Consider the following 22,442-nt stretch of genomic DNA (forward strand, 5'->3'; position numbering starts at 1 on the left):
TTGAATTATTTTTCGTCTTTTGAATCTGGCGTTCGTCTTAAGGGTGTAAACAGAAATTAATAACCTAATTCGGAGTCGAAAATGATTAAATTGATTAGCTTTAAAAATTGCCCATTTGTTCAACGTGTTATGGGTTCTCTCGTAATGAAAAATGTGCCATTTGAAATTGAATATATTGAACTTAATGACAAGCCACAGTGGTTCTTAGATATTTCGCCAAACGGTCAAGTGCCAGTGTTAGTAACAGAAAATGATACTGTGTTGTTTGAATCTGACGCGATTGTCGAATACCTAGATGATAAATATTCACCTATTGAAGAAGTAACTGCTGAGCAGAAAGCATTAGACCGTGCTTGGTCTTATCAGGCGAGCAAACATTACATGCCACAATGCGGCACAATGGGAAGTAAAGACAAAGAGACTTTTGAAACACGTTTAGCGAACCTTCAAAAAGCTTTCCTAAAAGCCGAAAACAAGTTAGGCAATACAGAATTCTTTAAAGGGGATTATATCTCTAATGTCGACATCGCTTGGTTACCACTGTTGCACCGCGCGTCAGTGATTAAAGAGGGGTCAGGCTTTGATATGCTCGAAGGCTTCCCGAAAGTACAGAAGTGGCAAGCGGCGCTGATTGAATCTGGATTGACCGACAAAACCGTTCCTGAGGATTTTATCGAGAAGTTTAGTGGCTTTTATTTAACGAACAATTACTTGGCAAGCCTAGCAGAAGCTCGTTAGTAATATATAGTCATAACTTTAAATATATTTTAATAGCATAGCGCTCTAAATAAATTTAGATAAAAAATAAACTCACTCTATTTGACGATAGTGTGAGTTTTTTAATATCAAGAGCTAGGTTAACGAAAGGGAACTCGATATATAGAGAGTTGGAATAGAGCGAAATAAGCTATTTTAAATTAACGGGTTAGGTTAGTTGTCATCATGAGGTTTACGGTTTTTCCGCCATTGATTTATCCATTTCATACTTGATTAAAATACTGAGTCTCATAATTAAGACTCATTGAATGTCGTCAATTGTTCATTTGATGAACGCAAAATGTTGTGATAACTTCCCATTCACTCCGTAAATGAACAGTGTTTTATTATTCATTAGGAGTTCCTTATTTATTATATTTTAAACGGTAGCGCAACATTTGGAATAGTGTCGGATAACGATTCCCGGTTGGCCAACGCTACTACAGGACAAACTTAAAAGGGTATTTTCATGCTTAAATCAATATTTCTATTGGGCCTAGTCGGCTTGGTTTCACTTCCTACTTTTGCTGCTGGTATTGAAGGCGGTCCATACATTGGTGCTGGCCTTGGCGTATATCAAGATTCAGACACGGATGGCGGTGGCAATCTAGACGCAGAAAGCATGGGATACAGCCTTTACGGTGGTTACCAATTTAACCGTATCGTTGGTATTGAGCTTGGCTATACAGATTATGCTGACTACGAAGCGCTTGGCACTAAGGTGCTTTCACCTACGTCTTTTTCTGTTGCAGCAAACGTAGGTTACACCTTCGATAATTCAATTCGTCCGTTCGTAACAGCGGGTCTGAGCTACGTTGACCTTAACTCAAAGGGTTCGAGCTATATTGATGATGATTCTGGTGCCGGTTTTCACTTCGGTGTTGGTGTTGAATACACACCAGTTGACAACCTGACGTTACGTCTGATCTCGCAAGCGGATGCGGTAAATGTCGAGTTCTTCGATAACCGCGGTAATAGATTAGCGAGTCGCGATGTTGCGTTCAGCACAGTAACACTAGGTGCTTCGTACAACTTCTAATTGCTTAGCAGTTTAATTATAGAAATAGCCCATGTTGTCGAGCGATAACGTGGGCTTTTTTATGGGGTATGGGTTCGTAAATATAGCCATAGTGTGTAGAATCCTATTTTTGTCAAAATCGAGAAATACTGATGTCTGAACCAATCCAACAGCAAATCGGAAATATCGCGCTCGTCGTGGATAACTATGATGACGCGATCGAGTTCTATACTAAGAAGCTTCAATTCACTCTGATCGAAGACACCAATCTAGGTAGTGGGAAACGTTGGGTACAGGTATCTCCTCCGAATTCAAACGGAACTAACCTATTACTGGCTCAAGCGAGTAATGAAGAACAGAAACAGTCAGTGGGTAACCAAACCGGTGGCCGTGTTTTTCTTTTTCTACAGACCAATGACTTTTGGCGTGACTATGAGTTGATGAGAGCCAATGGCGTTGTATTCAACGAAGAGCCGCGAGTAGAAGAATATGGGACTGTGGTTGTGTTCCAAGACCTCTACGGTAACAAATGGGACTTACTTCAGTTAAATCGCCCGAACCATTAAGTTCCAAGTTAACTAGATTCGCACATCAAAACCGCTCTAACTTTGAGCGGTTTTTTTATATAACAAGTTCCGATTGATGGCACGTTGAGCACGAATCCTCGAAAGCCCGAAATTAGTTGTTTTTCACAAGCTTATAAACGGGGAAATAATGCTAACTCATTTGGTAGTTGATCGGTATTTTGGTAAATTAAAGCTATTACCGACTTCCAGTGAGCAACAATGAAGATCCTTCACACGTCCGATTGGCACCTTGGCCAAAAATTCTACAATAAAAGCCGTAAGAACGAACACGAACGGTTCTTACAATGGTTACTTGAGCAAGTTACTGAGCACAACATCGACGCGATAATTGTTGCTGGCGATATTTTCGATACCAGTACGCCACCAAGTTATGCTCGTGAAATGTATAACAAGTTTGTCGTCGATTCGAATAAGATCGGTTGCCAATTAGTGTTATTGGGCGGCAATCATGATTCAGTATCTGTGCTCAAAGAAACTCAGAAATTACTGAAGTACATGGGTGCTGACGTGATTCCCAATACCAATGAAGAATACGCGACTCAGGTTGTCGAACTCAAAGGTAAAACTGGCGATGTAGAAGCGTTGGTGTGCGCGATTCCGTTTATTCGCCCTCGCGATGTATTGACCAGCCAAGCCGGCGTTACTGGTGTTGAGCGTCAAAAGCAATTAGGTGATGCTATCAAACAGCATTATCAAAGTGTCTATGACGCCGCTGTTGCAAAGCGTGCGACGTTTGAAAATAGCGACAATATGCCAATCATCGCAACGGGTCACTTAACCGCAATGGGCGTTAAGCAGTCTGATTCTGTACGTGATATCTACGTTGGTAATCTAGATGGTTTTGCTGCTGATGGTTTCCCTAATGCGGACTATATTGCCCTTGGTCATATCCATCGCCCACAAGTTGTCGCGAAACGTGAATACATTCGTTACTGCGGTTCACCCATTCCGCTCAGTTTTGATGAGCTTAAATCTCAAAAGCAGGTCTGTGTGGTTGAGTTTGTCGAAGGCGAACGCACCATTTCACAACTGGCTGTCCCAACATTCCAACCCCTTGCTGAAATCAAAGGTGATTTGAACGAAATCGAATTGCAGTTGAACCATTACATTAATGTGGAAGAAGGGCAAAGCGTATGGCTGTCGATAGAAGTTCAAGCTCAGGATTACTTGTCTGATTTGCAAGAGCGCATGCGAGCACTAACGGAAGGTTTGAATGTCGAAGTACTTCAATTGAGAAGGGCAAGAGAACGTCGTAATCAAGGGTTAGAGCAAGAGTCTGCTGAAACTTTATCAGAGTTAACTCCAATGGATGTGTTTGAAAAGCGTATTGCTTTAGAAGAGTTTGAAACGGATTCTGAAAAAGCACGTTTAGAACGAATGACTATCAAGTTCAAGCAAGTGATCGAAGAAGTCTCTTACGGTGCGGATAGCCAAGAAGAAATAGAAGTGCCCAAAGGGACAGGTGAGTAACGAGTATGAAGATTTTAAGCCTAGAATTTGAAAACCTGAACTCTCTGAAAGGTCGTTGGAAGCTCGACTTTACTCAGTCACCGTTTGCAGAAAATGGTCTGTTTGCGATCACCGGCCCAACGGGTGCGGGTAAGACAACGATTCTTGATGCGATTTGTTTGGCACTGTTCCACCGAACACCGCGTTTGAAAAGTATCGCTAAAGGCACCAATGAGCTAATGACGCGCGGTACCGGTGAGTGTTTCGCTGAGATTGAATTTGAAGTGAAGGGTAAAACTTACCGTTCTAATTTTCATCATAAGAGAGCGCGCGGAAAACACGACGGTGCGCTGCAGACACCAACCTGTGAATTTGCGGATGCTGATAGTGATGCTGTATTAGAAACGCAGCTCACTAAGAAAATTAAGATGGTTGAGACCGTGACTGGTTTGGACTTTTCACGATTTACTAAATCTATCATGCTGTCGCAAGGTGAGTTTGCTGCTTTCTTGAATGCCAACGCTAACGACCGTGCCGAGTTATTGGAAGAGCTTACGGGTACCGAAATTTATAGCCTGATTTCAGAGCGTATCTACGACCACTTCAAATCGAGCGAAGAAGCACTGAATCACCTGAAAGCGAAAGCCGAGGGTGTGAGCTTATTGTCTGAAGAGCAAATCCAAGAGCTTACAACGGAACGAGAAACCCTTGAAGCCGAACAAAAGCGTTTCGCCGAGCAGCTCAAAGAGTGGCAAGCCCACCTTAGCTGGTGGAAAGACGTGACCAAAGCGCAACACACGATTGCGACGAGCGAGCACGACTTAAAAACTGCGCAGGATGAATTGCAACATAACCAAGCATCGTTGGCACGCTTGGCAAATAGCGAACCAGCTGAAAAACTGCGCCCGTTGCATAAAGATTTAAAGCGTTGCGAGCAAGAGGTAACTACCACTCAAGCTAACCTAGATAACAGCACTAAATTACTGGCAGTTCGTGAAGCGGAGAAACAAGACGCACAAGCTAAGCTGACGCAAAGCAGCGACGCTGTTCAGAAGATAAAAACTGAACAACAAGATCAAGAGAAGATCATTGAACAGATTCGTCCTTTAGATAACCAAATCGCGGTGCTTAAAGACAAGCAATCTGCTGCAGTTAATTCAGCGAATGCACTCAATGAACAACACTCGCAGCAACGCAATCATCAGCTTGTGTTAACGCAGCAGATCGATGAGTTGAAACAGCAAGAAAAGCTTAGTTCTGATTACTTAACAGCACACCAAGCCGACCAACAGTTAGAAAAATACTTAGGTCAGTGGCAAGCCAAGGTCGAGCAAGTTCGTGCTTTAGAGCGTCAGCATTCAGAACAGTTAAACTCGGCTAAGCAAGCTTTGTCGGCTCTCGATGCTCAGCAAGCGGTTATCAAAAGTGCGCAACAAGCCAAAGCATCACAAGATCAAACCTTAGCTGAATTGGTTGTGACAGAAAACACTACCAAGCAGCAATGGGAAGTTTTGCAATGCAATACCAGTGAACAGGTGTTACATACTCAAAAAGAGTTGTTGGAGTTCTGGAATCGCAACACGCACTCGTTACTGGAAATTAATCGTAGTTTTTTAAGCGCCCAGCAACAGCTTGGGGCTAAAACTCAAGCGCATCAAATTAATACTCAGCAAGCTGATAAGCTTTCGAAAGAACGCGAAGTGTTAGTCGAGCGCTACAAAGAGAAAGAGACGTCACTGGAGCGCTTAACCCTGTTAATTGCGCAAGAGGGAGAGCTGGCGAAATACCGAGCAGCTCTAGAATCTGGATCTGAGTGCCCATTGTGTGGTTCAACAGATCATTCGATTGAGCAGTCGCAAGACATTGCAAACTTGGTTGCTCAACAAGAGCGTGAAAAGCATGAGTTAGCGATCATCAAGAAAGACGGTCAAGAGCATCGCCAACAGTTGGATTCTCTTGCTCCTATGATTTCGGCTCTTAACGATGATATTCAACGTGCACAAGCGGATATTCAACAAGCTCAAATGAACTGGCAAGGAATAATTGGCAAGCTTCAACAGAGTTTGTCTGATTTCCCTAACAGCGCTCCAGAGTTGGCATTGTTAACGACTAACGATTTAGGTAACGAAGCTGCAGTGACGACGTTCGCTGACCAATGTGAGCTTCAACTCAATCAAACCTTGCAACAGTTGAAGGCAGTCGTCGACGCTAAAACTTTGTTTGCTGAAGCCGAGAAGCAGCGTTTATCAGCGAGTATGACGGCAGAAAAAGCGCAAGCAAACCTAGATCTGGCCGAACAACGCTTAGCTGATCTCAATAAGCAAAACCAAAGTGTAAACGAACAGATAAACCAAACGGCTCAACAGAAAGATCAACAATGGAACTCACTAAAAGAGAGCATTGTTGAAACCTCTATCGAAGCACCGGAACTTGAGCACATTGATGTTTGGTTCACTGAAAAGCTACAAGCATCAAACACATGGATGCAAACCAAGCAGCAACACGCCGAACTAGAGAAGCAACTTATTACTCAATGTGCTGAGCAAAAAACGCTGGATGACAAGCTAAGCAATGCGCAGAAAGAGCTGGATACGCTCACAAAAGAGAGCGAATCGTTAGCGGCGGAATTGGCTCGTATCACAGCGGAAAGGGTGCAATTGTTTGGTGAGCAAGATATTCAAACTGCCAGCAATGCAATGAAGCAGAAAGTGACGGATGCGGTCACTGCATTTGATGCTGCTCAGGTGGTTGTTAATCGCTGTGAACTGGAACATCGAACCGAGCAAACCAAATACACTGGTTTCTCTGGTGAATTAGTGAGTAAGCAATCAAGCCACACGCAAGCAACGACTGCTTGGGTCGAAGCTTTGCAAGCTAGCCCGTTCGAAGCTGAAGTTGATTTTGAAGCCGCATTGTTAGACGAAGAAGTTCGTACTCAACTGCAAAACCTTAAGAAGTCGTTGGACGAAGCGATTGTCAGTGCGCAAGCAAGGTTAAACACCGCTAAAACAACCCAAGTAGAGTTACAAAGCCACGACAACGCGCAAACATGGCAAGAGCAAGATCAACAGCAAGTCGAAGAAGCAACGACGGAATGCCAAAACGCGCAACAAAGTCATGCGACGAAGATCGGTGCGATTTCTGCAAACCTTGAAACGGATCGTCAGAATCGCAGTAACCAACAGGACTTGTTCAAGCAGATCTCTGAGCAACAAGTTGAGTTTGATGACATTTCTCGTCTGAACTCGTTAATTGGTTCTAAAAATGGCGACAAATTCCGTAAGTTTGCGCAGGGGCTAACTCTGGAAAACTTGGTGTACTTGGCGAACAAGCAACTTCAGCGTTTGCACGGTCGTTACGAGTTAAAACGCAAAGCCGACGATGGCTTAGAGCTGCAAGTATTGGATACTTGGCAGGGCGATGTGATGCGTGATACCAAAACTCTATCAGGCGGCGAAAGCTTCTTAGTGAGTTTGGCGTTGGCATTAGCACTTTCTGATCTTGTGAGTTACAAAACCAGTATTGATTCTTTGTTCTTGGATGAAGGTTTCGGTACGCTAGATAGCGACACATTGGACATCGCACTGAATGCGCTCGATAACTTGAATGCGTCAGGCAAGATGATTGGTGTGATCAGTCACGTTGAAGCACTAAAAGAGCGAGTGCCAGTTCAATTGAAAGTGACAAAACACTCTGGTCTTGGTGTCAGTGAGATGGAGAAGCAATACAAAGTTGTCGCGTGATTTCCATGTGACTGGTGCTTGATATTGGAAGCATAGCCAGTTGAACCGAAATGGATTCAGTTGTAGCAAAAGCAGATCCCCGACTCAGTCGTTCCTCCTTCTCGAGGATGACGGGTTCGGGAGTTGTCATCAATCACTCTGCAGTTACTCCCACAAGCCGGAAGGAGTGTAGTAGGGAATCTAGGTTGGTCGATATTACTTTCGTCATTCCCTAAAGTGAAGAACGAGCGTAATAGGAAATCTAGGTTTGTTCGTGTTACTTCCGTCATTCCCTAAAGCGAGGAACGAATGCACTAGGGAATCTATGTTTGTTGGTATTACCTTCGTCATTCCCTAAAGCGAGGAACGAGCGCAATAGGGAATCTCGCTGTTTAGCAAGTTGATGGAGAGTATCTCACACAGAAGGAGTCGTGCATGCACAAGAAACCACACCTCCCAGCTAAGACATGTCCCGTTTGCAACAAACCTTTCTCGTGGCGTAAAAAGTGGCAGCGCTGTTGGGATGAAGTCATCTATTGCTCTGAACGGTGTCGTCGTCATAAACCTAAGCCTTCAAAAGATCCTTCCATATCGAATCCTACTTTGTAACTCAAAATTGAAGTACTCCTTTCGTTTCTGTTTCATTTAATAAGTCTTTAATCGCTTATCCCTTCATTTCTTAAGTTTATATTTCTATCTGTAAGATAAGTGATGTATAAAGGCGGCATGAAGATACCTAAAAGAATACAGCCTTTAGTTGACGATGGTTTAGTCGACGAGGTGACAAGCCAACTTATGAGTGGCAAAGAAGCATCGGTGTACATTGTACGCTGCGGCGATACGATCCGTTGTGCCAAGGTATATAAGGAAATTAGCCAGCGTAGCTTTAAAAAAGCCACAGCATACCGAGAAGGCAGAAAGGTGCGTAACAGCCGTCGAGCGAGAGCGATGGAAAAGGGCTCTGGTTTTGGTCGTGAGCAGCAAGAGAAGGTGTGGCAAAGCGCTGAAGTAGATGCTCTGTATAAGCTAGCCGAAGCGGGCGTTCGTGTACCTGTTCCTTATGGCTGCTTTGACGGCGTGTTGCTGATGGAATTGGTTACGGACGACGAAGGTTATGTTGCCCCACGACTGAACGATGTGGTGATGTCACCTGAGCAAGCTATTGAAGATCACGCAGTGATGATGACCTACGTGGTTAAGATGCTGTGTGTCGGTTTGATCCATGGTGACTTGTCTGAATTCAACGTATTAGTTGACGAATACGGTCCAGTGATTATCGACTTACCACAAGCGGTTGATGCTTCTGCGAATAACAATGCCGAGTGGATGCTGACTCGTGATATCAATAACATTCGTGACTATTACGCGCAATTTGCACCTGAGTTGGCGAAGACTGAGTACGCCAAGGAAATGTGGGCGCTCTACGAAAAAGGCGACCTTAAGCCAGACAGCAAACTAACTGGCGAGTTTACAGAAAGCGATGCTTTGGCAGACATCGATGCGATTATGCATGAGATAGACGCGGCCAGAATTGAAGAGCAACACCGACGTGAACGTGCCAAAGAAGAGAAAGACGGAGTGGACGAGAGTAAGTTTAACTGGGCTGAATCTTAAGCTTTGAATTATTCTCGGTCTTAATCCATCACTTCCAAAAACAAATTGACCCAACAGAACAACTGCTCTGTTGGGTTTTCTTTTATTCGTTTTTACCAAGTCAGTTGTTCACCATCGTATGCGTAAAAATGCCCGCTCTGTTCTGGTGTCGCAGTACGAATAATATCAACCAATTGACGGGCGACATAACTCGATTCAAACAGCTTTCCTTGCGGCACATTGTTTTGAAAAGGCTTCGATAGAGCGGTGTCGGTTGTGCCGGGGTGCAGCGCTAACACCGTGCCTTTTTTGAGTGTGCGTTGCCATTCGATCGACATGGTTTTGATGAACATGTTAAGTGCGGCCTTGGATGAGCGATAGCTGTACCAACCGCCTAATCGGTTATCTGAAATGCTGCCTACTTTAGCTGATACCACGGCAAATTTTGGATTGTCGCTGGCTTTAAGAATTGGAGTGAAGTGCTTAGCCAATAGCAAGCTAGGCAGGGTATTGACGGAGATGTTTTTCAAGAAGAACTCTGGATCGATCGACGACAGATTCTTTTCTGGCCCTAAGTCTGGCGTGTGCAGCATACCGACGCAGTTTATTAACCAATCCAATCTTTCGAATTGCGTGCTGAGCTCTTTTATATCGACTTCGCTAGTCGCATCGACTTGGTGCCAATTTAGCCGGTGATCTTCCAGTTCAGGTTGTTGCGAGTGATAAGTGGCGTCGACATGTACATCGAGAAAATCAAAGCGAGACAGCTCAGACAATAGGTGCTTAACCACGGAAAAACCTATCCCGCCGCTACCACCAATAACCAATATGTGTAATCTGAGTTGCTCCACCATTATAAGTCCTCCAAGTTAGTCAGTCGTTGTTCTGCGGTATCAAGTATTGCCTGCTGGTCTTGTTCATCCATGTTGTCCCAAGAGCGATACAGCATCCCCATTCGAGGGTTACGATTTAATGCTTCACGGTGTTGGTTCATAAAACGCCAGTACAAGCTATTGAATGGACACGAGCTTTCTCCACTGCGTTCTTTAACCTGATAATGACAGCCTTTGCAGTAGTCACTCATGCGATTAATGTACGAACCGCTGGCAGAGTATGGTTTGGTTCCCACGATCCCGCCATCCGCAAACAGTGCCATACCTCGCGTATTTGGCATTTCGACCCATTCAATGGCATCAACGTAAATGCCAAGGTACCAACTGTCGACTTGGTCGGGTGCTATGCCCGTGATTAAGCAGAAGTTGCCCGTGACCATGAGCCTTTGAATATGATGCGCGTAAGCAAACTCTAATGACTGACCAATCGTGTGCTTCATGCAGTTCATTTTGGTTTGACCATCCCAAAAGTAATGCGGCAATTGGCGGTCGGCGCCATAGTGGTTTTTGTTGGCGTACGCAGGCATGTTTGCCCAATACACCGCACGTATGTATTCACGCCACCCCAAAATCTGACGTACGAAGCCTTCGACCTGTGCAATATCGATAGTTGGAGTGTTTGACTTAGAAGAAGCTTGGTAGGCGGAAAGTGCCGCATCAATGACTTCTTTGGGGCTGAGAAGCTTGCTGTTCAACGAGAACGAAATTCGGCTGTGATACAAGCTCCATTTCGAGTCGTGTTCTGTGGTCATCGCATCTTGAAAGTGTCCAAATAGCGGTAGACAGACTTGGCAGAAGTGGGCGAGCAGAGACAAGCTTTGCGCGCGATTGACTGGCCATAACAACTGGTTACCCACTTGTCCTATCGTTTCTACTTGATGGCGCTCGATCCTTTCTAAGATAGAGGATATATCGTTAGCAAACATCAAAGGCTGGGGCAGGTTTTCAATGTCTTGCTTCTTAAGCTTCTTACGGTTGTTTGCATCGTAGTTCCATTTACCACCGACCGGCTTTCCGTCTTCTAATAGAATGTTGAAACGCTTTCTCATTCGACGATAGAAGTGTTCCATCATAATGTGTTTGTCTTTAGGAAACTGCTGTTCAATTTCGTCAAATGGGAACAGGAAGTGTTCCGAATCGCAGCAACCTTTGATCGCTTTGGTTAGTTTGAGCTGGTTCACCTGCTGTAATAGGCGGTATTCGTCGGGTCTTTGGTATTCGAACTTGTCAGCGTCAAAATCATGTGTGTAGTGCTGCAGCAATGCATCGAGGTTGTTGAATTGTGCCGTGTCATCCAAGGTGAGGTGTAATACTTGATGGCCGCGTTGTGTCAGTTCCTCGGCGAAGTAGCCCATAGCAGAGAAGAACGCAGCGACTTTCTGTACGTGTGACGCGACGTAGTCGGTTTCTTGTTTGAGCTCTGCAATGATGTAGATAACGTCATCGTTGACTTGCGCGAACCAAGAGTGCTCAATGTTGAGCTGGTCACCCAATATAAGGCGTACGGTTTTGTATTTCATATTACGTCCAGGTATCTCGATGAAGTTGAAGCTTCGTCTTCACGGAGCCATTTGTTGATAAATGTATGTTCTGGGTCATACATCTCTGTTTGCTTAACTAAATCAAAATGGCGTGATTTAGGTTGCGTTTGATTGGCACCGCCTTGCTTGTAGGCTTGGCTGTTTGCTTGAGAGTTGAGCGCCCCGGCAATATATGCCCAGTTACCCCAGTTTGATGCTACGTCGTAGTCTATAAGCTGGCTCTCGAAGTAAGCTGCGCCATGTCGCCAATCGATCCCTAATTCATAAATCAAACAGCTCGCGGCAAGCTGTCTTCCTCGGTTAGACATATAACCGGTGGCGTTAAGTTGGCGCATACAGGCATCGACAATTGGGTAGTTGGTGTTGCCACTTTTCCATTTAGCGAAACAGAGGTTAGATGTTGTTGAGGTGTGTTGATTATCGGGCTCATTGTTTGCCCCGAACAGTGACGACCCTAGCGATAAGCCTTTCCAATAGAAGTACTCGCGCCATAGCAACTCAAAGTAGATCCAATAAGTGGAGTCGTTTGCTCCATGTTGCGCTTCAAACTCTTTCAAATGGCGATAGATTGTTTTTGGTGAAACACAGCCAAGTGCTAACCAAGGCGAGAACTTAGTTGAATTTTCAATGCCATCAAACGCATTCCGTGTCAGCTTGTAGGAGCTAGGATAGCTTTGTGAAAAGTAGTGTTTTAAGTGCGTTAAACCTGCTGTTTCGCCACCCATGTATACCGAAGTTTGCGGACTCTCAGTTAAGAGCTCACACTCGTCCTGTAGAGATGCTGGGGCTGGTGGAAGGTGGGAAATGTTCGTTTCAGGAATATCAATGTCTATGTGCTCAACTTGCATTCTGAACTTGGTAAATGAGCGTGGAAGTTTTGATAACTCAAACGGCAGTTCATCTTGCTCAAACAAGGTGGAGTGGTGCGACAAACTCGATATCAAATTTGGGTGTTTGTTTAATAACTCGTTTGTGAGGGATTTCTCGTCATAACCACAATGCGCGCTTGCGAAGAAGTGTGTGACGTTTTGTGAAACGATAATATGACTGAGTGTTTGAGTGGTTGTATTAAGCTCCAGTCGTTTCTGACTTACAAGAATGAGTTTCTGTCCAAGTCCTTCTAAATTCGCTGCAAGATTGGCTATGGATTGTGATACGAAATCACGACGGCGGGAACCGTATTCATGCTCTTGGGCGAAGTCTGAGGAGAATTGAGATAAAGTTGGCTCTACAACCACGCAGATGAGTTTATCGACACTCTGCGCTGCATGATGAAGTAATAGGTTGTCATTGATTCTTAAGTCATTTGTAAACAGATAGAGGCCAATCTTTTTCATTGCTTACACTCGTTATTTTTTAATTATTAGACGCTTACGAGTTGATAGGCTGACAAGATCACAAATGATGTCAGCGAGTGAATGATAGTTAGATTGGGTTAAAGAAGGCGATTTAATAAGGATAAGCCAACCAATAATACCGGATAGAGGTTGGCAAGACAGGATGTTTATAGGCGCTTTGTTAAAGCCTCTATTCCATAGGAACGACTAGAATATCGATAGGAGAGGTGTCGATGATCTGTTTCGAATGGGAAATAAGCTTATGCCAAAAATCATGGTGGTGACCACACATCAATAGGTCGACGTTGTTTGCTTCGATGGTATTCTTGAGTTTATCGTTCAAATCGCCCGTACCCACGAAAATATGCTTGATAGGGTGTTTTGCATAAGCCTCAAACTCTTTCAGATGATTAACTGCATCTTCATTGATGGGTAAATCACCGTCGTTTCCTTGAATATCAACGAGTTCAGGATAAATTTCACCATGAGTACCGTCGATATAAACAAACGAAATACCCGCATCGAGTTTATCGGCGAAGAAAGCCGCTCTATCAATTAGTACTTTGGTGTCTTCAGATAGTTCAACGGCGACTAGAATATGTCGGTATTCCATAATTTAAGCCTTTTATTGTGGGTTATGTATCAAGCATAGTTTTTGTTGGCGCAAATGATATCGAAGATGTCTCATATTGCGCAAAATCATCATTCAAAGATCTTCTAAGTACCCTCGTATTTATATCGCTTTGATTGATAAGAAATTTACAAAAGGTTGTTATAGTGGTTCGAGCGTTAGCTTATGCTAGGAGATAGGCTCGACAGTTCAACGCGCCATTAACGAAGAGGCATCAATGACAGCATTACTTACCATTCCCACTCGAACACTTGGCTTTGATTACGATATTGAGATCAGCGATTGGTCGCAAAAGCTCGTAGGCTTTCATGTGTTTGAAGATGGTAGACGCCCGCTCGATGGTGGCATTGGGTTAAGTCTCAATCTTGTGGAGCAGTTTGATGTTAATGGTCGCTGGTTAGAATCCTTGCCTGCTCGTTATCGTGAAATCACTGATGACTTTCCAGAATACCAATATCAAATGCTATGGTTGGCTGCGAACACCTATGAAGCGGCGCAACTGCTTGAATTAAGACCTGTTATCTTGGCGCTGATTTGCATGAAATACAGTGTCGATAATCAGAAAGCACTAGAACTGAGCCGTTTAGGACAAAAGAAGATCTTAGCCAAGTTGGGTTTAGACAGCAGCAAAGCGACGCTGAAATTTATCGATAAGTTGGAACTGCACTACAACGTTGGCGACGAGCTCGATCACATCGTTCGAATCCTTGAGCCATTACAAAGACGCGTTCTTAAGTTTAAGCACTACTCAAAGGTTGGATACACAGCGCTGCGTTTAGACCAAGTGCACCCATTTTTGACAGGCAGTCGACTCGGTATTGCGATGGTTGAAGAGGGCAGGCTCAATGCTCCATCGAAGATGGCGATGTTCCAAGATGCAATTTTGTTGGGGCAGGATTTAGAAATCGATGATCCTCTGCGCTCGATTACCAGCCAAAACTCATTCGCGATGTTTGAACAACTGCATGATAGATGGACGGAACAGCGTCAACTGCGTCGTTTAGAAGGCAGTCGCCCAGTAGACATGGATATCCCTTATCCTGTACCTCTGCTTGGTAATGACAACATCCATCCGATTACCGATTATTACGATCTCGAGAAAGAAGGTATCGAGCAAAAGCACTGTATAGGCGTGTACCACAATAGAATCATGAGCGACCGCTATGTTGTGTTTAGAGTCTTGAAACCTCAGCGTTTGACCATAGGCTTGCGTCGTGTGCCGAGCAAAGTATTTCCGTTTGAGATTGACCAAATCTGTGGAAAAAGAAATGCACCGCCGTCTGAATCTGCTTTGCAAGTTATCCATGATTGGTTAGAAACGAGCAAGCAAAAATACCCTAAGTGGTCGTCATGAATAAGTTATCGTCGTGAAGTTGAAGGAAAATCAGTATGTATCAGCAAGGCGATTTATGTCCTCATTGTGGTTTGATTATTGTGATGCCAACTGACTTACAAGCCGAATGCTTAGGCTGCGGGGAAGAGATCAATCAAGAGCCAGACGATGACCATTATGAGGAAGAAGAGTAGTGATATTCGTCTTCTTTCCCTACATCAAAAGTCATGATTTACAGACCCATTTATCCAGTATTTGAAAAGGAATTTTGAATGCAGAAAGTCGTCTTTAGGCAATGTGACCAACACTCACCATACTGGCAACAGCTCGAATGTCTTTTTCAAAGCGAATGGACGGATTTCGAGTTTAAATCGACCTATCCAGAGCAATCAAACCCCGACAACATTCAATTGCCACCTGTACTCGTAGTGCTTAGAGAAAATGTTGTGATTGGCGGTTTGGCGTATTCCCATTTTCAAGAACCTCATCAAGTGAGGGACGTGGTGTGGGTCAATGCCGTTTATGTGGATGAGGAATGGCGCGGTCAAGGCATTGCGAGTGAGTTGATCAAGCGTGCGGTCGAGCAAATGCCGGGCTTCTATCAGTCCGCAGTGTCGCAAGATTCAACGTCGAATCTTTACGCCTATACTAATATTCCATCTCTGTATCTCTCCCTTGGTTGGTCAACCGTCGATATAGAAACCGATCCCGACCATCATGTAATGAGCATTCCTATTTAAGTTGGTCAATCAAAGCAATTGCTATTTATCGAGTTGGAAATAACATATGGTTAAATACGCTTGCTGTTGTTCTAAGTACCTGTATTGGCAGGTTACTGTCCTCAAATCACTACTTGATACACTGTCACTTATGATGCTACGAGTTGGCAAAGCGACTTGTTGTGATAATGCAAACTTAACGATGTCTTTATCTATCGCGATCAGTGTTGCTGAGCCAAAATCTAAGCCGTTAGTCACAAATCGAACCAACGCTTTATAGATCGCTTCCTTAGCCGAGAATAGCAATGTTACAGCTTCTGAATGAATCATCCCAAACTTCACCACAAGCTCTATCTCATCAACGTTTGCCACCATGTTTCCGATATCACGACACACGTCATTTGCTATTAGGTGTTGGATATCAATCCCGATGCTTTCTCTGTTTGAATTGCGAGAAGGTAAAACCGCGATACAAGCCAAGTCTTCACTGTGGGAAATCGAACCCACAACACCGGAAGGCAACGTTGGGCTTCGATCGATGTTTGACCCTAGCCTCTGATGCGCAAAGCCGAGTTGTAGTAACTCCTTCGCGACCAAATAACGCCCTGCAAAGTATTCGGCCTTCCTTTTGTCGACCGAATGAGTAATTGCGATGGGGCAGTACACGTTAGTGATATCAAATAGCTTGTCATTGAAGTGCTGTTGATCAAACTGCGCGATATGGATATCAATCTCAGTACCTTTGAAGTCCAAGTCTGTTTTGAAACTGAATTCATCGACCACAAACGGATGATCCAGTGGTAATGGGTGAAAGATGTTGTTCTTCATTAGCTTAACCATTTTGCAACAAGGTGAATAATCCGTAACAAGCGCATGTGATTCATCGTAAGAACGCTAACCCTTTAAATTATAGGGAAAAAGCTCGTATGGCATATAGTTTAATCTAAATGAAAATCGTTTGCATTTGAATTTTTGCAAGTGTATAAAAGCGTGTCTGTTAATGATTTTATGAATATGTTCGTATTTCATTAATTTTTTAGTGAATGATGTGTTTTAAGGTTGAAGATATGCTCGAAGCAAAGGGACTCGGTTTTAGCGTAGGAGAGAAGCAATTGCTCAAGACATTTGATGTGTCGTTTGAGCAAGGAAAGATTTACGCTTTAGTTGGGCACAACGGCTCCGGGAAATCGACCTTGTTAAAGTTGCTCGCTAAGCAACAGCACGCCACTTCAGGTGATATTTTTCTGAAAGATAAACCTGTCGCTAAGTGGTCAGATAAAGATTTCGCTCAGCAAATTGCCTACTTACCACAACATTTACCCGCAACCGATAGTCTATCTGGCAAAGATCTCGTGAGCTTTGGTCGTTACCCTTGGCATGGCTTATTAGGTCGACTCTCAAGTCAAGATAAGCAATACGTTAAAGAGGCGATGCAACTCACCGACACTACCCAATACGCGGATCGTTTAGTCGATACTTTATCGGGTGGTGAACGCCAGCGTGTGTGGCTTGCGATGCTGTTGGCTCAGCGCACCAAATACCTATTGCTCGATGAACCACTAGCAGCGCTCGATATTGGTCATCAGATTGAAATGCTGACATTGATTAAACGATTGAGTGAAACGTTAGAGATCGGTGTGATCATCGTGATACACGATATCAACATGGCGGCACGCTTTTGCGATCATATCATTGCCCTTCATCGCGGGGAGCTATTGGTCGAAGGCGCGGTTGATGAGGTGTTCAAAGAGTCGATATTGAAAGACATCTATGGTGTACCTATGCACATTACTCAGCACTCGGCGGGTTATCCAGTCGCAATGCCTGGTGATTTGGAGCCAGCATGATGTTTAGCCGTTATCTTCAATCTAGCTTTGGTCGTATGAGCATCAGGCATTCCGTTGTTTCGAGTCTTGCTTGTGCGACTTTATTGGCTGTTACTCCCGTTTCTGCTACTGAAAAAGACATGCTTGATTTTAGTGCCGATCCAAGCGCGCGCTTAGTGTCGATTGATTGGACTCATACCGAAACGCTTTTGGCATTGGGTGTAACGCCAGTCGCCGTGGCTCAAATACCCGATTATAACTCATGGGTGAAATCCCCAGAGATCCCTCAAACCGTTGCGGATGTTGGCTTGCGAACGCAGCCGAATCTTGAACGTATTCATGAGCTGAAGCCCGACAAAATATTACTTTCCCCGATGTTTTCAACGTTGGAAACTCAACTAAGCAAAATTGCGCCTGTCACGACGATTGGTTTGTACCGAAGCGGTGATGTGGATTGGTTAGCGTTAGAGCGCGTCACGCGACAATTAGCTGAGGTATCTGAAAAAGAGCCTCAAGCTGAAACTTTAATTGAACAAGCAAACGCAGAAATGGATCGTTTAGGCACGCAACTACCAAATAATGCGCCCGCTATGTTAATGGTGCAGTTCATGGACACTAACCACGTTCGTGTCTTTGGAAATAACAGTCTTTACAAAGCGTCAGTCAACAAGATTGGTCTTAAATCCGCGTGGAAAGGGCAGACAAATGCTTGGGGATACAGCTTAGTCGGTATCGACCAGCTGATAGGTGTTGATGGGCAAATTGTGATTATCTCTCCAATGCCAGCTGGAACAGAACAGAGCCTGAAACAAAATCAGTTCTGGCAATACATAGTAAAGGAGTCGGGCTACCCAGCGTTACAAGTTCCCGCTGTTTGGAGTTTTGGGTCTATTCCTTCTGCTACACGCTTTGCTCGTTTTGTTGTGTCTGAATTGAACCAAGGAGGTGTGCTGTGAGAGCTCTCTCGTTTGGTGTTTTGACACTGTTAATGGTGTCTACGTTGGCACTCATCGGCCAACACTTATCTGTTTCTCAGTTTGGACTCAGTCGTCTATCGAGTTTGTGGAGTGCAGACTTTTCTTCTCCTGATTCAGTGAAACTGCATTTGGCGTGGTGGCCAAGGCTGTTTACCACACTGTTGTCTGGCGCAGCGCTAGCCGTTGCGGGTGTGTTAATGCAACAGGTGCTTAGAAATCCATTGGCATCGCCTTCGACTTTAGGTGTTGCGAGCGGTTCAAGCTTTGCCCTTATGTTGGCGACCTTGTATGCCCCTTGGCTTTTAGAATGGTCGTATTCGTTGGTAGCACTTATTGGTGGTATTTCTACGATTGGTTTGGTGTTCGCATTGTCTTGGCGACGCGCCTTGTCTCCCACTGTGGTGATTGTTTCTGGTTTAGTGGTCAACCTCTATTTTGGCGCGGTGAGCACCGTCTTGTTAATGATGAACCAAGATAAGCTCAATGGTTTGATGATTTGGGGCGCAGGATCACTTGTCCAAAGCGGGTGGGAGGATGTTCAGTACCTAGCGCCGCGTTTGGTTATTGCAACTCTTGCCGCGTTTCTGTTTGTAAAGCCACTAAGTTTGCTCCAGTTATCAGAGCAGGGTGCTAAAAGCTTAGGTGTTTCATTACCCAAGTTAAGAGTCGCTTGCCTCGGGTTAGCAGTATTACTTACGGCTTGGGTTGTTAGCGCTGTGGGTGTTATTGGTTTTGTCGGTTTAGCCGCGCCAGCGTTAGCACGTTTAATGGGTGTACACCGGTTAGTACCTAAGTTATTGGTTTCGATGGTACTTGGTGGTTTGTTATTGAGCCTTACTGATCTCCTGATTCAACAGCTGCCGGGCATTATGTCGATGTTTATCCCAACAGGGGCGGCAACCGCAGCGCTAGGCGCGCCACTGTTGTTGTGGTTATTGCCTAAGTTATCAATGAAAAGCCAGTCACAAACCCAGACAGTCTTAACGCGTCATAAGGAAGTGGCATCACGTTTAAACAAACATGCCGTGGTGTTGGCGAGCCTATCTATTGTTCTGTCGCTGGTGGTGTTCAGTTTATTTTCAGTACAGACAGAAGGTTGGCGCTGGTTATTTCAAACTCAAGATTGGGCGATGCTTGAATGGCGTTTACCTAGGTTAGCCGCGGCAGCATTGGCGGGTGGCATGTTGGCGGTCGCTGGCACGATCGTTCAACGCTTGAGTGGTAACCCAATGGCGAGTCCTGAAGTTATCGGTATCAGTTCGGGTACGGCGTTAGGGTTGATCATCGCGATCTTTGCCGGGCTTGGAAGTAGCGCTATTGGCTTATATGTTGGTGGTTTCATTGGTGCGGTCTGTACTTTGGGCATCATTGTACTGCTCAATCAGAAGTCTGGCTTTCAACCTGAAAGAGTGTTGCTGACAGGTGTCGCGATAACAGCCTTAATGAATGCAGTACAGAGCTTTGTTTTAGCGGGCGGCGATCCAAGAAGTTATCAAGTTCTCGCTTGGTTGGCAGGTTCAACGTATTACGTCACCGAAGCAACGCTTATTCCGTTATTGATATCGTCGGTTGTATTTATCTCGTTAGGTTTTCTCTGTGCGCGATGGTTGGATGTATTGCCACTAGGGCAGGCGAGTGCCCAATCTCTTGGTATCAACGTATCAAAATCTCGAATTCTGTTGTTGGTGCTGGTCGCGTGCTTAACCGTGAGTGCAACACTGGTTGTTGGCCCGTTGAGCTTCATTGGGTTGATGGCGCCGCATATGGCTAGGCTTTTCGGATATAGCCGTGCCAAAGAACACCTTATCTGCTCTTCGCTAATCGGTATGGCATTGATGTTGTTCTCAGATTGGCTTGGTAGGCAATGGCTTTACCCACAAGAAATTCCGGCAGGTTTAGTGGCTTCGATTATCGGCGGCATGTACCTGATGTGGGGGCTGAGAAGGCTTTAGTGGAATGATGTTGATGACACCATTCTAATTGCTAATTGCTAATTGCTAATTGCTCGGTGGTGTAAACAACGCAGAAATAAAACAATAAAGTCACTTGGTTAGGCTTAAACGGGATTACCTTGTCAATTTAATGATAATGATAATCACAACAATAATTAATTAAATGGTATGTGAAATGGGATTAATCCTATTACTGGCTGAAAAACAGAAAAAGTCATTGTCCCTTGTGATCTTGTTAAGTATTGCGAGCGCATTTCTTAGTGTTGGGGTAATTGCGTTTATTCAGCACAAGTTACTTGAGAGTAGTGAGCCACTTTCTAACACCTTGCTCCAGTTCACCTTGTTGTTGATTGGTCTGTTAGTGACCGCTACTTTCGCCCAGGTCGCACTTCATAAATTGGGTCATAAGTTCGTTTACAACAAACGTTGTGAATTGGTTTCTCAACTCTTGAATACCGATATCGAACAAGTTGAAAAAGTAGGAAGTGCAGGGGTGCTTGCTTCACTGAATACCGATATTCGAAATATCACTATCGCATTCGTACATTTACCAGAGTTGATTTATGGCTTAGTGCTAACAGCGGTGGCTTTGGCCTACTTGGCTTTTTTGTCTATGCCACTGTTTGGCATCAGCTTGTTAATGCTCTCTCTAACGGGTGTTGTTGGCTATATGCTCGTTACACGCATCACCAAACACGTTAAACAGGTTCGTGAATATGACGACAAGCTGTATCACGATTACCAGTCTTTGATTGATGGTCGTAAAGAGCTTTCGTTAAATCCATTCAGGGCCAAACGTTACTTCGATGAAACTTTTTCGGCGAATGCGGAAGGCTATCGAAAAGAAGTGACACAAGCAGACATCTTAAATGGTTTTGCAGCCAACATGGCGAACACCGTTGTATTGGCGTTAATCGGTTTGAATTTTTACCTTGCGACGGGTTTGGGGTGGGCATCACTGGAAGTCGCTTCTACGTTCGCCTTAGTTGTGCTGTTCATGAGAACGCCATTGATGTCAGCAGTCGGCTCAATTCCAACATTGATCACCGCCAACATTTCGATGAAGAAATTGTCGTCGTTAGACTTGAGCACCGAACTAAGCCTCAATCCGAAGTTAGCGCAAACCAAAGTCTTCAATTCACTTGAACTCGTAGGTGCCAGCTATCGATATCGTTCAGATTCTGATGGTGACTCTTTTGGTGTCGGTCCGATTGACTTCAAGATCGAACGTGGTGAACACATCTTTATTATTGGTGGGAATGGTAGTGGAAAATCGACCTTTGCTCGCCTTCTAACAGGGCTTTACCGACCGCATTCTGGCCAGGTTTATGTCGATGGTAACGAAGTAACTCAAGAACATTGGCAAGACTATCGCCATCAATTCTCAGCAGTGTTCAGTGACTTTCATCTGTTTCATCAAATCGTCGATGGTGAAGGCCAAGACATTGAAAACCAATATATTGATGAGTGGATGATACGACTTGAAATGGCACACAAGGTCGAACATCAGCAAGGTCAGTTGAGCGACGTGAGATATTCGCAAGGTCAACGGAAACGACTGGCATTGATGATGTCAGTACTCGACAAACGTGGATGCATTCTACTTGATGAATGGGCCGCTGATCAGGACCCAAGATTTAGAAAACTATTTTACCGCCAGTTACTTCCGCTACTTAAACAGCGTGGTGTGACTGTTATCGCGATTACTCATGATGACGCTTATTTTGATGCCGCAGACCGAATTTTCAAAATGGATACCGGCAATCTGATTGAGCTGAGTAAAGGGAATTTAGCTCAAGCGCACCAAGCACTAGAAAGTGTTGTCGCTTGAGTTTTTAAGAGCCAAGTTAGGTTCAAAACTAAAATAAAACAAAGTTAGTTGAGGAAAGAATGAGTATTGATAGCCCGAATACAGAATTTACCGTTGTTATAAACGCGCAAGAACAATACAGCATTTGGCCAACTTATCACATCGTGCCAAACGGCTGGACTGAGGTTGGAGTAAAAGGCAACAAAGAACATTGCCTTGAACACATCCGTGAAGTTTGGACCGATATGCGCCCGAAAAGTTTACGCGACGCGATAGCTGCCCTAGAAAACTAAACCCA

Annotated in this window: 20 protein-coding genes; 15 read left to right on the plus strand and 5 right to left on the minus strand. The window is 44.4% G+C overall.

Annotated elements, in window-relative coordinates:
- Window positions 1–81: 81 nt before the first annotated feature.
- The 7 genes from OCV12_RS07560 to OCV12_RS07590 all read left to right on the plus strand — a co-directional run bounded on the left by OCV12_RS07560 (window position 82) and on the right by OCV12_RS07590 (window position 9,146).
- Window positions 82–738, plus strand: a complete 657-nt coding sequence (locus OCV12_RS07560) for a glutathione S-transferase family protein (protein WP_065112484.1) — start codon at window positions 82–84, stop codon at window positions 736–738.
- Window positions 739–1,225: 487 nt separating this feature from the next.
- The gene (locus OCV12_RS07565) at window positions 1,226–1,795 is read left to right on the plus strand and encodes a porin family protein (protein ID WP_261885817.1); all 570 of its coding nucleotides are present in this window, start codon (window positions 1,226–1,228) and stop codon (window positions 1,793–1,795) included.
- Window positions 1,796–1,926: 131 nt separating this feature from the next.
- On the plus strand, window positions 1,927–2,340 hold the full coding sequence (locus tag OCV12_RS07570) for a VOC family protein (protein ID WP_261885818.1): 414 nt from the start codon (window positions 1,927–1,929) through the stop codon (window positions 2,338–2,340).
- A 219-nt stretch (window positions 2,341–2,559) separates the two neighbouring features.
- The gene (sbcD, locus tag OCV12_RS07575; RefSeq protein ID WP_261885819.1) at window positions 2,560–3,831 is read left to right on the plus strand and encodes an exonuclease subunit SbcD; all 1,272 of its coding nucleotides are present in this window, start codon (window positions 2,560–2,562) and stop codon (window positions 3,829–3,831) included.
- 5 nt (window positions 3,832–3,836) lie between these two features.
- On the plus strand, window positions 3,837–7,553 hold the full coding sequence (locus OCV12_RS07580) for an SbcC/MukB-like Walker B domain-containing protein (protein WP_261885820.1): 3,717 nt from the start codon (window positions 3,837–3,839) through the stop codon (window positions 7,551–7,553).
- 414 nt (window positions 7,554–7,967) lie between these two features.
- Window positions 7,968–8,141 carry a DUF2256 domain-containing protein gene (locus OCV12_RS07585; RefSeq protein ID WP_261885821.1) on the plus strand — a complete coding sequence of 58 codons (174 nt, stop codon included), beginning with the start codon at window positions 7,968–7,970 and terminating at the stop codon, window positions 8,139–8,141.
- Between the two features lie 117 nt (window positions 8,142–8,258).
- Complete coding sequence (locus OCV12_RS07590) at window positions 8,259–9,146, plus strand: PA4780 family RIO1-like protein kinase (protein ID WP_315972798.1); 888 nt, start codon at window positions 8,259–8,261, stop codon at window positions 9,144–9,146.
- A gap of 92 nt (window positions 9,147–9,238) precedes the next feature.
- Here the strand turns inward: OCV12_RS07590 and OCV12_RS07595 are convergent, their stop codons facing one another.
- The 4 genes from OCV12_RS07595 to OCV12_RS07610 all read right to left on the minus strand — a co-directional run bounded on the left by OCV12_RS07595 (window position 9,239) and on the right by OCV12_RS07610 (window position 13,509).
- On the minus strand, window positions 9,239–9,979 hold the full coding sequence (locus OCV12_RS07595; RefSeq protein WP_261885823.1) for an SDR family oxidoreductase: 741 nt from the start codon (window positions 9,977–9,979) through the stop codon (window positions 9,239–9,241).
- The gene (locus tag OCV12_RS07600; RefSeq protein WP_261885824.1) at window positions 9,979–11,538 is read right to left on the minus strand and encodes a cryptochrome/photolyase family protein; all 1,560 of its coding nucleotides are present in this window, start codon (window positions 11,536–11,538) and stop codon (window positions 9,979–9,981) included. Before OCV12_RS07600 ends, OCV12_RS07595 begins: the two co-directional genes overlap by 1 nt.
- On the minus strand, window positions 11,535–12,896 hold the full coding sequence (locus OCV12_RS07605) for a DASH family cryptochrome (RefSeq protein WP_261885825.1): 1,362 nt from the start codon (window positions 12,894–12,896) through the stop codon (window positions 11,535–11,537). The genes OCV12_RS07600 and OCV12_RS07605 overlap by 4 nt, the downstream gene beginning before the upstream one ends.
- Before the next feature lie 190 nt (window positions 12,897–13,086).
- Complete coding sequence (locus tag OCV12_RS07610) at window positions 13,087–13,509, minus strand: universal stress protein (RefSeq protein ID WP_017632938.1); 423 nt, start codon at window positions 13,507–13,509, stop codon at window positions 13,087–13,089.
- A gap of 235 nt (window positions 13,510–13,744) precedes the next feature.
- Between OCV12_RS07610 and OCV12_RS07615 the strand changes: the two genes are divergently transcribed.
- The 3 genes from OCV12_RS07615 (at window position 13,745) to OCV12_RS07625 (ending at window position 15,600) form a co-directional block, all read left to right on the plus strand.
- Complete coding sequence (locus tag OCV12_RS07615) at window positions 13,745–14,881, plus strand: PcfJ domain-containing protein (RefSeq protein ID WP_261885826.1); 1,137 nt, start codon at window positions 13,745–13,747, stop codon at window positions 14,879–14,881.
- A gap of 35 nt (window positions 14,882–14,916) precedes the next feature.
- Complete coding sequence (locus OCV12_RS07620; RefSeq protein ID WP_176681310.1) at window positions 14,917–15,054, plus strand: hypothetical protein; 138 nt, start codon at window positions 14,917–14,919, stop codon at window positions 15,052–15,054.
- A gap of 78 nt (window positions 15,055–15,132) precedes the next feature.
- A complete protein-coding gene (locus OCV12_RS07625) occupies window positions 15,133–15,600 on the plus strand; it encodes a GNAT family N-acetyltransferase (RefSeq protein ID WP_261885827.1) in 468 nt (155 codons plus the stop codon).
- Between the two features lie 21 nt (window positions 15,601–15,621).
- Here OCV12_RS07625 and OCV12_RS07630 read toward each other — a convergent pair whose 3' ends face one another.
- Entirely contained in the window at window positions 15,622–16,407 is a 786-nt protein-coding gene (locus OCV12_RS07630) for a 4'-phosphopantetheinyl transferase family protein (protein WP_261885828.1), read from the minus strand.
- A 239-nt stretch (window positions 16,408–16,646) separates the two neighbouring features.
- On the opposite strand from OCV12_RS07630, the gene OCV12_RS07635 reads away from it, so the two are divergent.
- From OCV12_RS07635 to OCV12_RS07655, 5 genes are all read left to right on the plus strand, one after another.
- Window positions 16,647–17,426 carry an ABC transporter ATP-binding protein gene (locus OCV12_RS07635; protein ID WP_261885829.1) on the plus strand — a complete coding sequence of 260 codons (780 nt, stop codon included), beginning with the start codon at window positions 16,647–16,649 and terminating at the stop codon, window positions 17,424–17,426.
- A complete protein-coding gene (locus OCV12_RS07640; RefSeq protein ID WP_261885830.1) occupies window positions 17,423–18,361 on the plus strand; it encodes an ABC transporter substrate-binding protein in 939 nt (312 codons plus the stop codon). The genes OCV12_RS07635 and OCV12_RS07640 overlap by 4 nt, the downstream gene beginning before the upstream one ends.
- Complete coding sequence (fhuB, locus tag OCV12_RS07645) at window positions 18,358–20,334, plus strand: Fe(3+)-hydroxamate ABC transporter permease FhuB (protein ID WP_261885831.1); 1,977 nt, start codon at window positions 18,358–18,360, stop codon at window positions 20,332–20,334. The genes OCV12_RS07640 and fhuB overlap by 4 nt, the downstream gene beginning before the upstream one ends.
- 175 nt (window positions 20,335–20,509) lie before the next feature.
- Window positions 20,510–22,165 carry a multidrug ABC transporter permease/ATP-binding protein gene (locus tag OCV12_RS07650; protein WP_261885832.1) on the plus strand — a complete coding sequence of 552 codons (1,656 nt, stop codon included), beginning with the start codon at window positions 20,510–20,512 and terminating at the stop codon, window positions 22,163–22,165.
- 59 nt (window positions 22,166–22,224) lie between these two features.
- Complete coding sequence (locus OCV12_RS07655; protein ID WP_261885833.1) at window positions 22,225–22,437, plus strand: MbtH family protein; 213 nt, start codon at window positions 22,225–22,227, stop codon at window positions 22,435–22,437.
- Window positions 22,438–22,442 lie beyond the last annotated feature (5 nt).

Source organism: Vibrio pomeroyi, assembly GCF_024347595.1.
GTDB lineage: Bacteria > Pseudomonadota > Gammaproteobacteria > Enterobacterales > Vibrionaceae > Vibrio > Vibrio pomeroyi.

Bases quoted from the DNA above. Each gene is read 5' to 3' on its own strand.
- OCV12_RS07560 (WP_065112484.1), top strand. From the start codon at position 82: ATGATTAAATTGATTAGCTTTAAAAATTGCCCATTTGTTCAACGTGTT.
- OCV12_RS07565 (WP_261885817.1), top strand. From the start codon at position 1,226: ATGCTTAAATCAATATTTCTATTGGGCCTAGTCGGCTTGGTTTCACTT.
- OCV12_RS07570 (WP_261885818.1), top strand. From the start codon at position 1,927: ATGTCTGAACCAATCCAACAGCAAATCGGAAATATCGCGCTCGTCGTG.
- sbcD (WP_261885819.1), top strand. From the start codon at position 2,560: ATGAAGATCCTTCACACGTCCGATTGGCACCTTGGCCAAAAATTCTAC.
- OCV12_RS07580 (WP_261885820.1), top strand. From the start codon at position 3,837: ATGAAGATTTTAAGCCTAGAATTTGAAAACCTGAACTCTCTGAAAGGT.
- OCV12_RS07585 (WP_261885821.1), top strand. From the start codon at position 7,968: ATGCACAAGAAACCACACCTCCCAGCTAAGACATGTCCCGTTTGCAAC.
- OCV12_RS07590 (WP_315972798.1), top strand. From the start codon at position 8,259: ATGAAGATACCTAAAAGAATACAGCCTTTAGTTGACGATGGTTTAGTC.
- OCV12_RS07595 (WP_261885823.1), bottom strand. From the start codon at position 9,979: ATGGTGGAGCAACTCAGATTACACATATTGGTTATTGGTGGTAGCGGC.
- OCV12_RS07600 (WP_261885824.1), bottom strand. From the start codon at position 11,538: ATGAAATACAAAACCGTACGCCTTATATTGGGTGACCAGCTCAACATT.
- OCV12_RS07605 (WP_261885825.1), bottom strand. From the start codon at position 12,896: ATGAAAAAGATTGGCCTCTATCTGTTTACAAATGACTTAAGAATCAAT.
- OCV12_RS07610 (WP_017632938.1), bottom strand. From the start codon at position 13,509: ATGGAATACCGACATATTCTAGTCGCCGTTGAACTATCTGAAGACACC.
- OCV12_RS07615 (WP_261885826.1), top strand. From the start codon at position 13,745: ATGACAGCATTACTTACCATTCCCACTCGAACACTTGGCTTTGATTAC.
- OCV12_RS07620 (WP_176681310.1), top strand. From the start codon at position 14,917: ATGTATCAGCAAGGCGATTTATGTCCTCATTGTGGTTTGATTATTGTG.
- OCV12_RS07625 (WP_261885827.1), top strand. From the start codon at position 15,133: ATGCAGAAAGTCGTCTTTAGGCAATGTGACCAACACTCACCATACTGG.
- OCV12_RS07630 (WP_261885828.1), bottom strand. From the start codon at position 16,407: ATGAAGAACAACATCTTTCACCCATTACCACTGGATCATCCGTTTGTG.
- OCV12_RS07635 (WP_261885829.1), top strand. From the start codon at position 16,647: ATGCTCGAAGCAAAGGGACTCGGTTTTAGCGTAGGAGAGAAGCAATTG.
- OCV12_RS07640 (WP_261885830.1), top strand. From the start codon at position 17,423: ATGATGTTTAGCCGTTATCTTCAATCTAGCTTTGGTCGTATGAGCATC.
- OCV12_RS07650 (WP_261885832.1), top strand. From the start codon at position 20,510: ATGGGATTAATCCTATTACTGGCTGAAAAACAGAAAAAGTCATTGTCC.
- OCV12_RS07655 (WP_261885833.1), top strand. From the start codon at position 22,225: ATGAGTATTGATAGCCCGAATACAGAATTTACCGTTGTTATAAACGCG.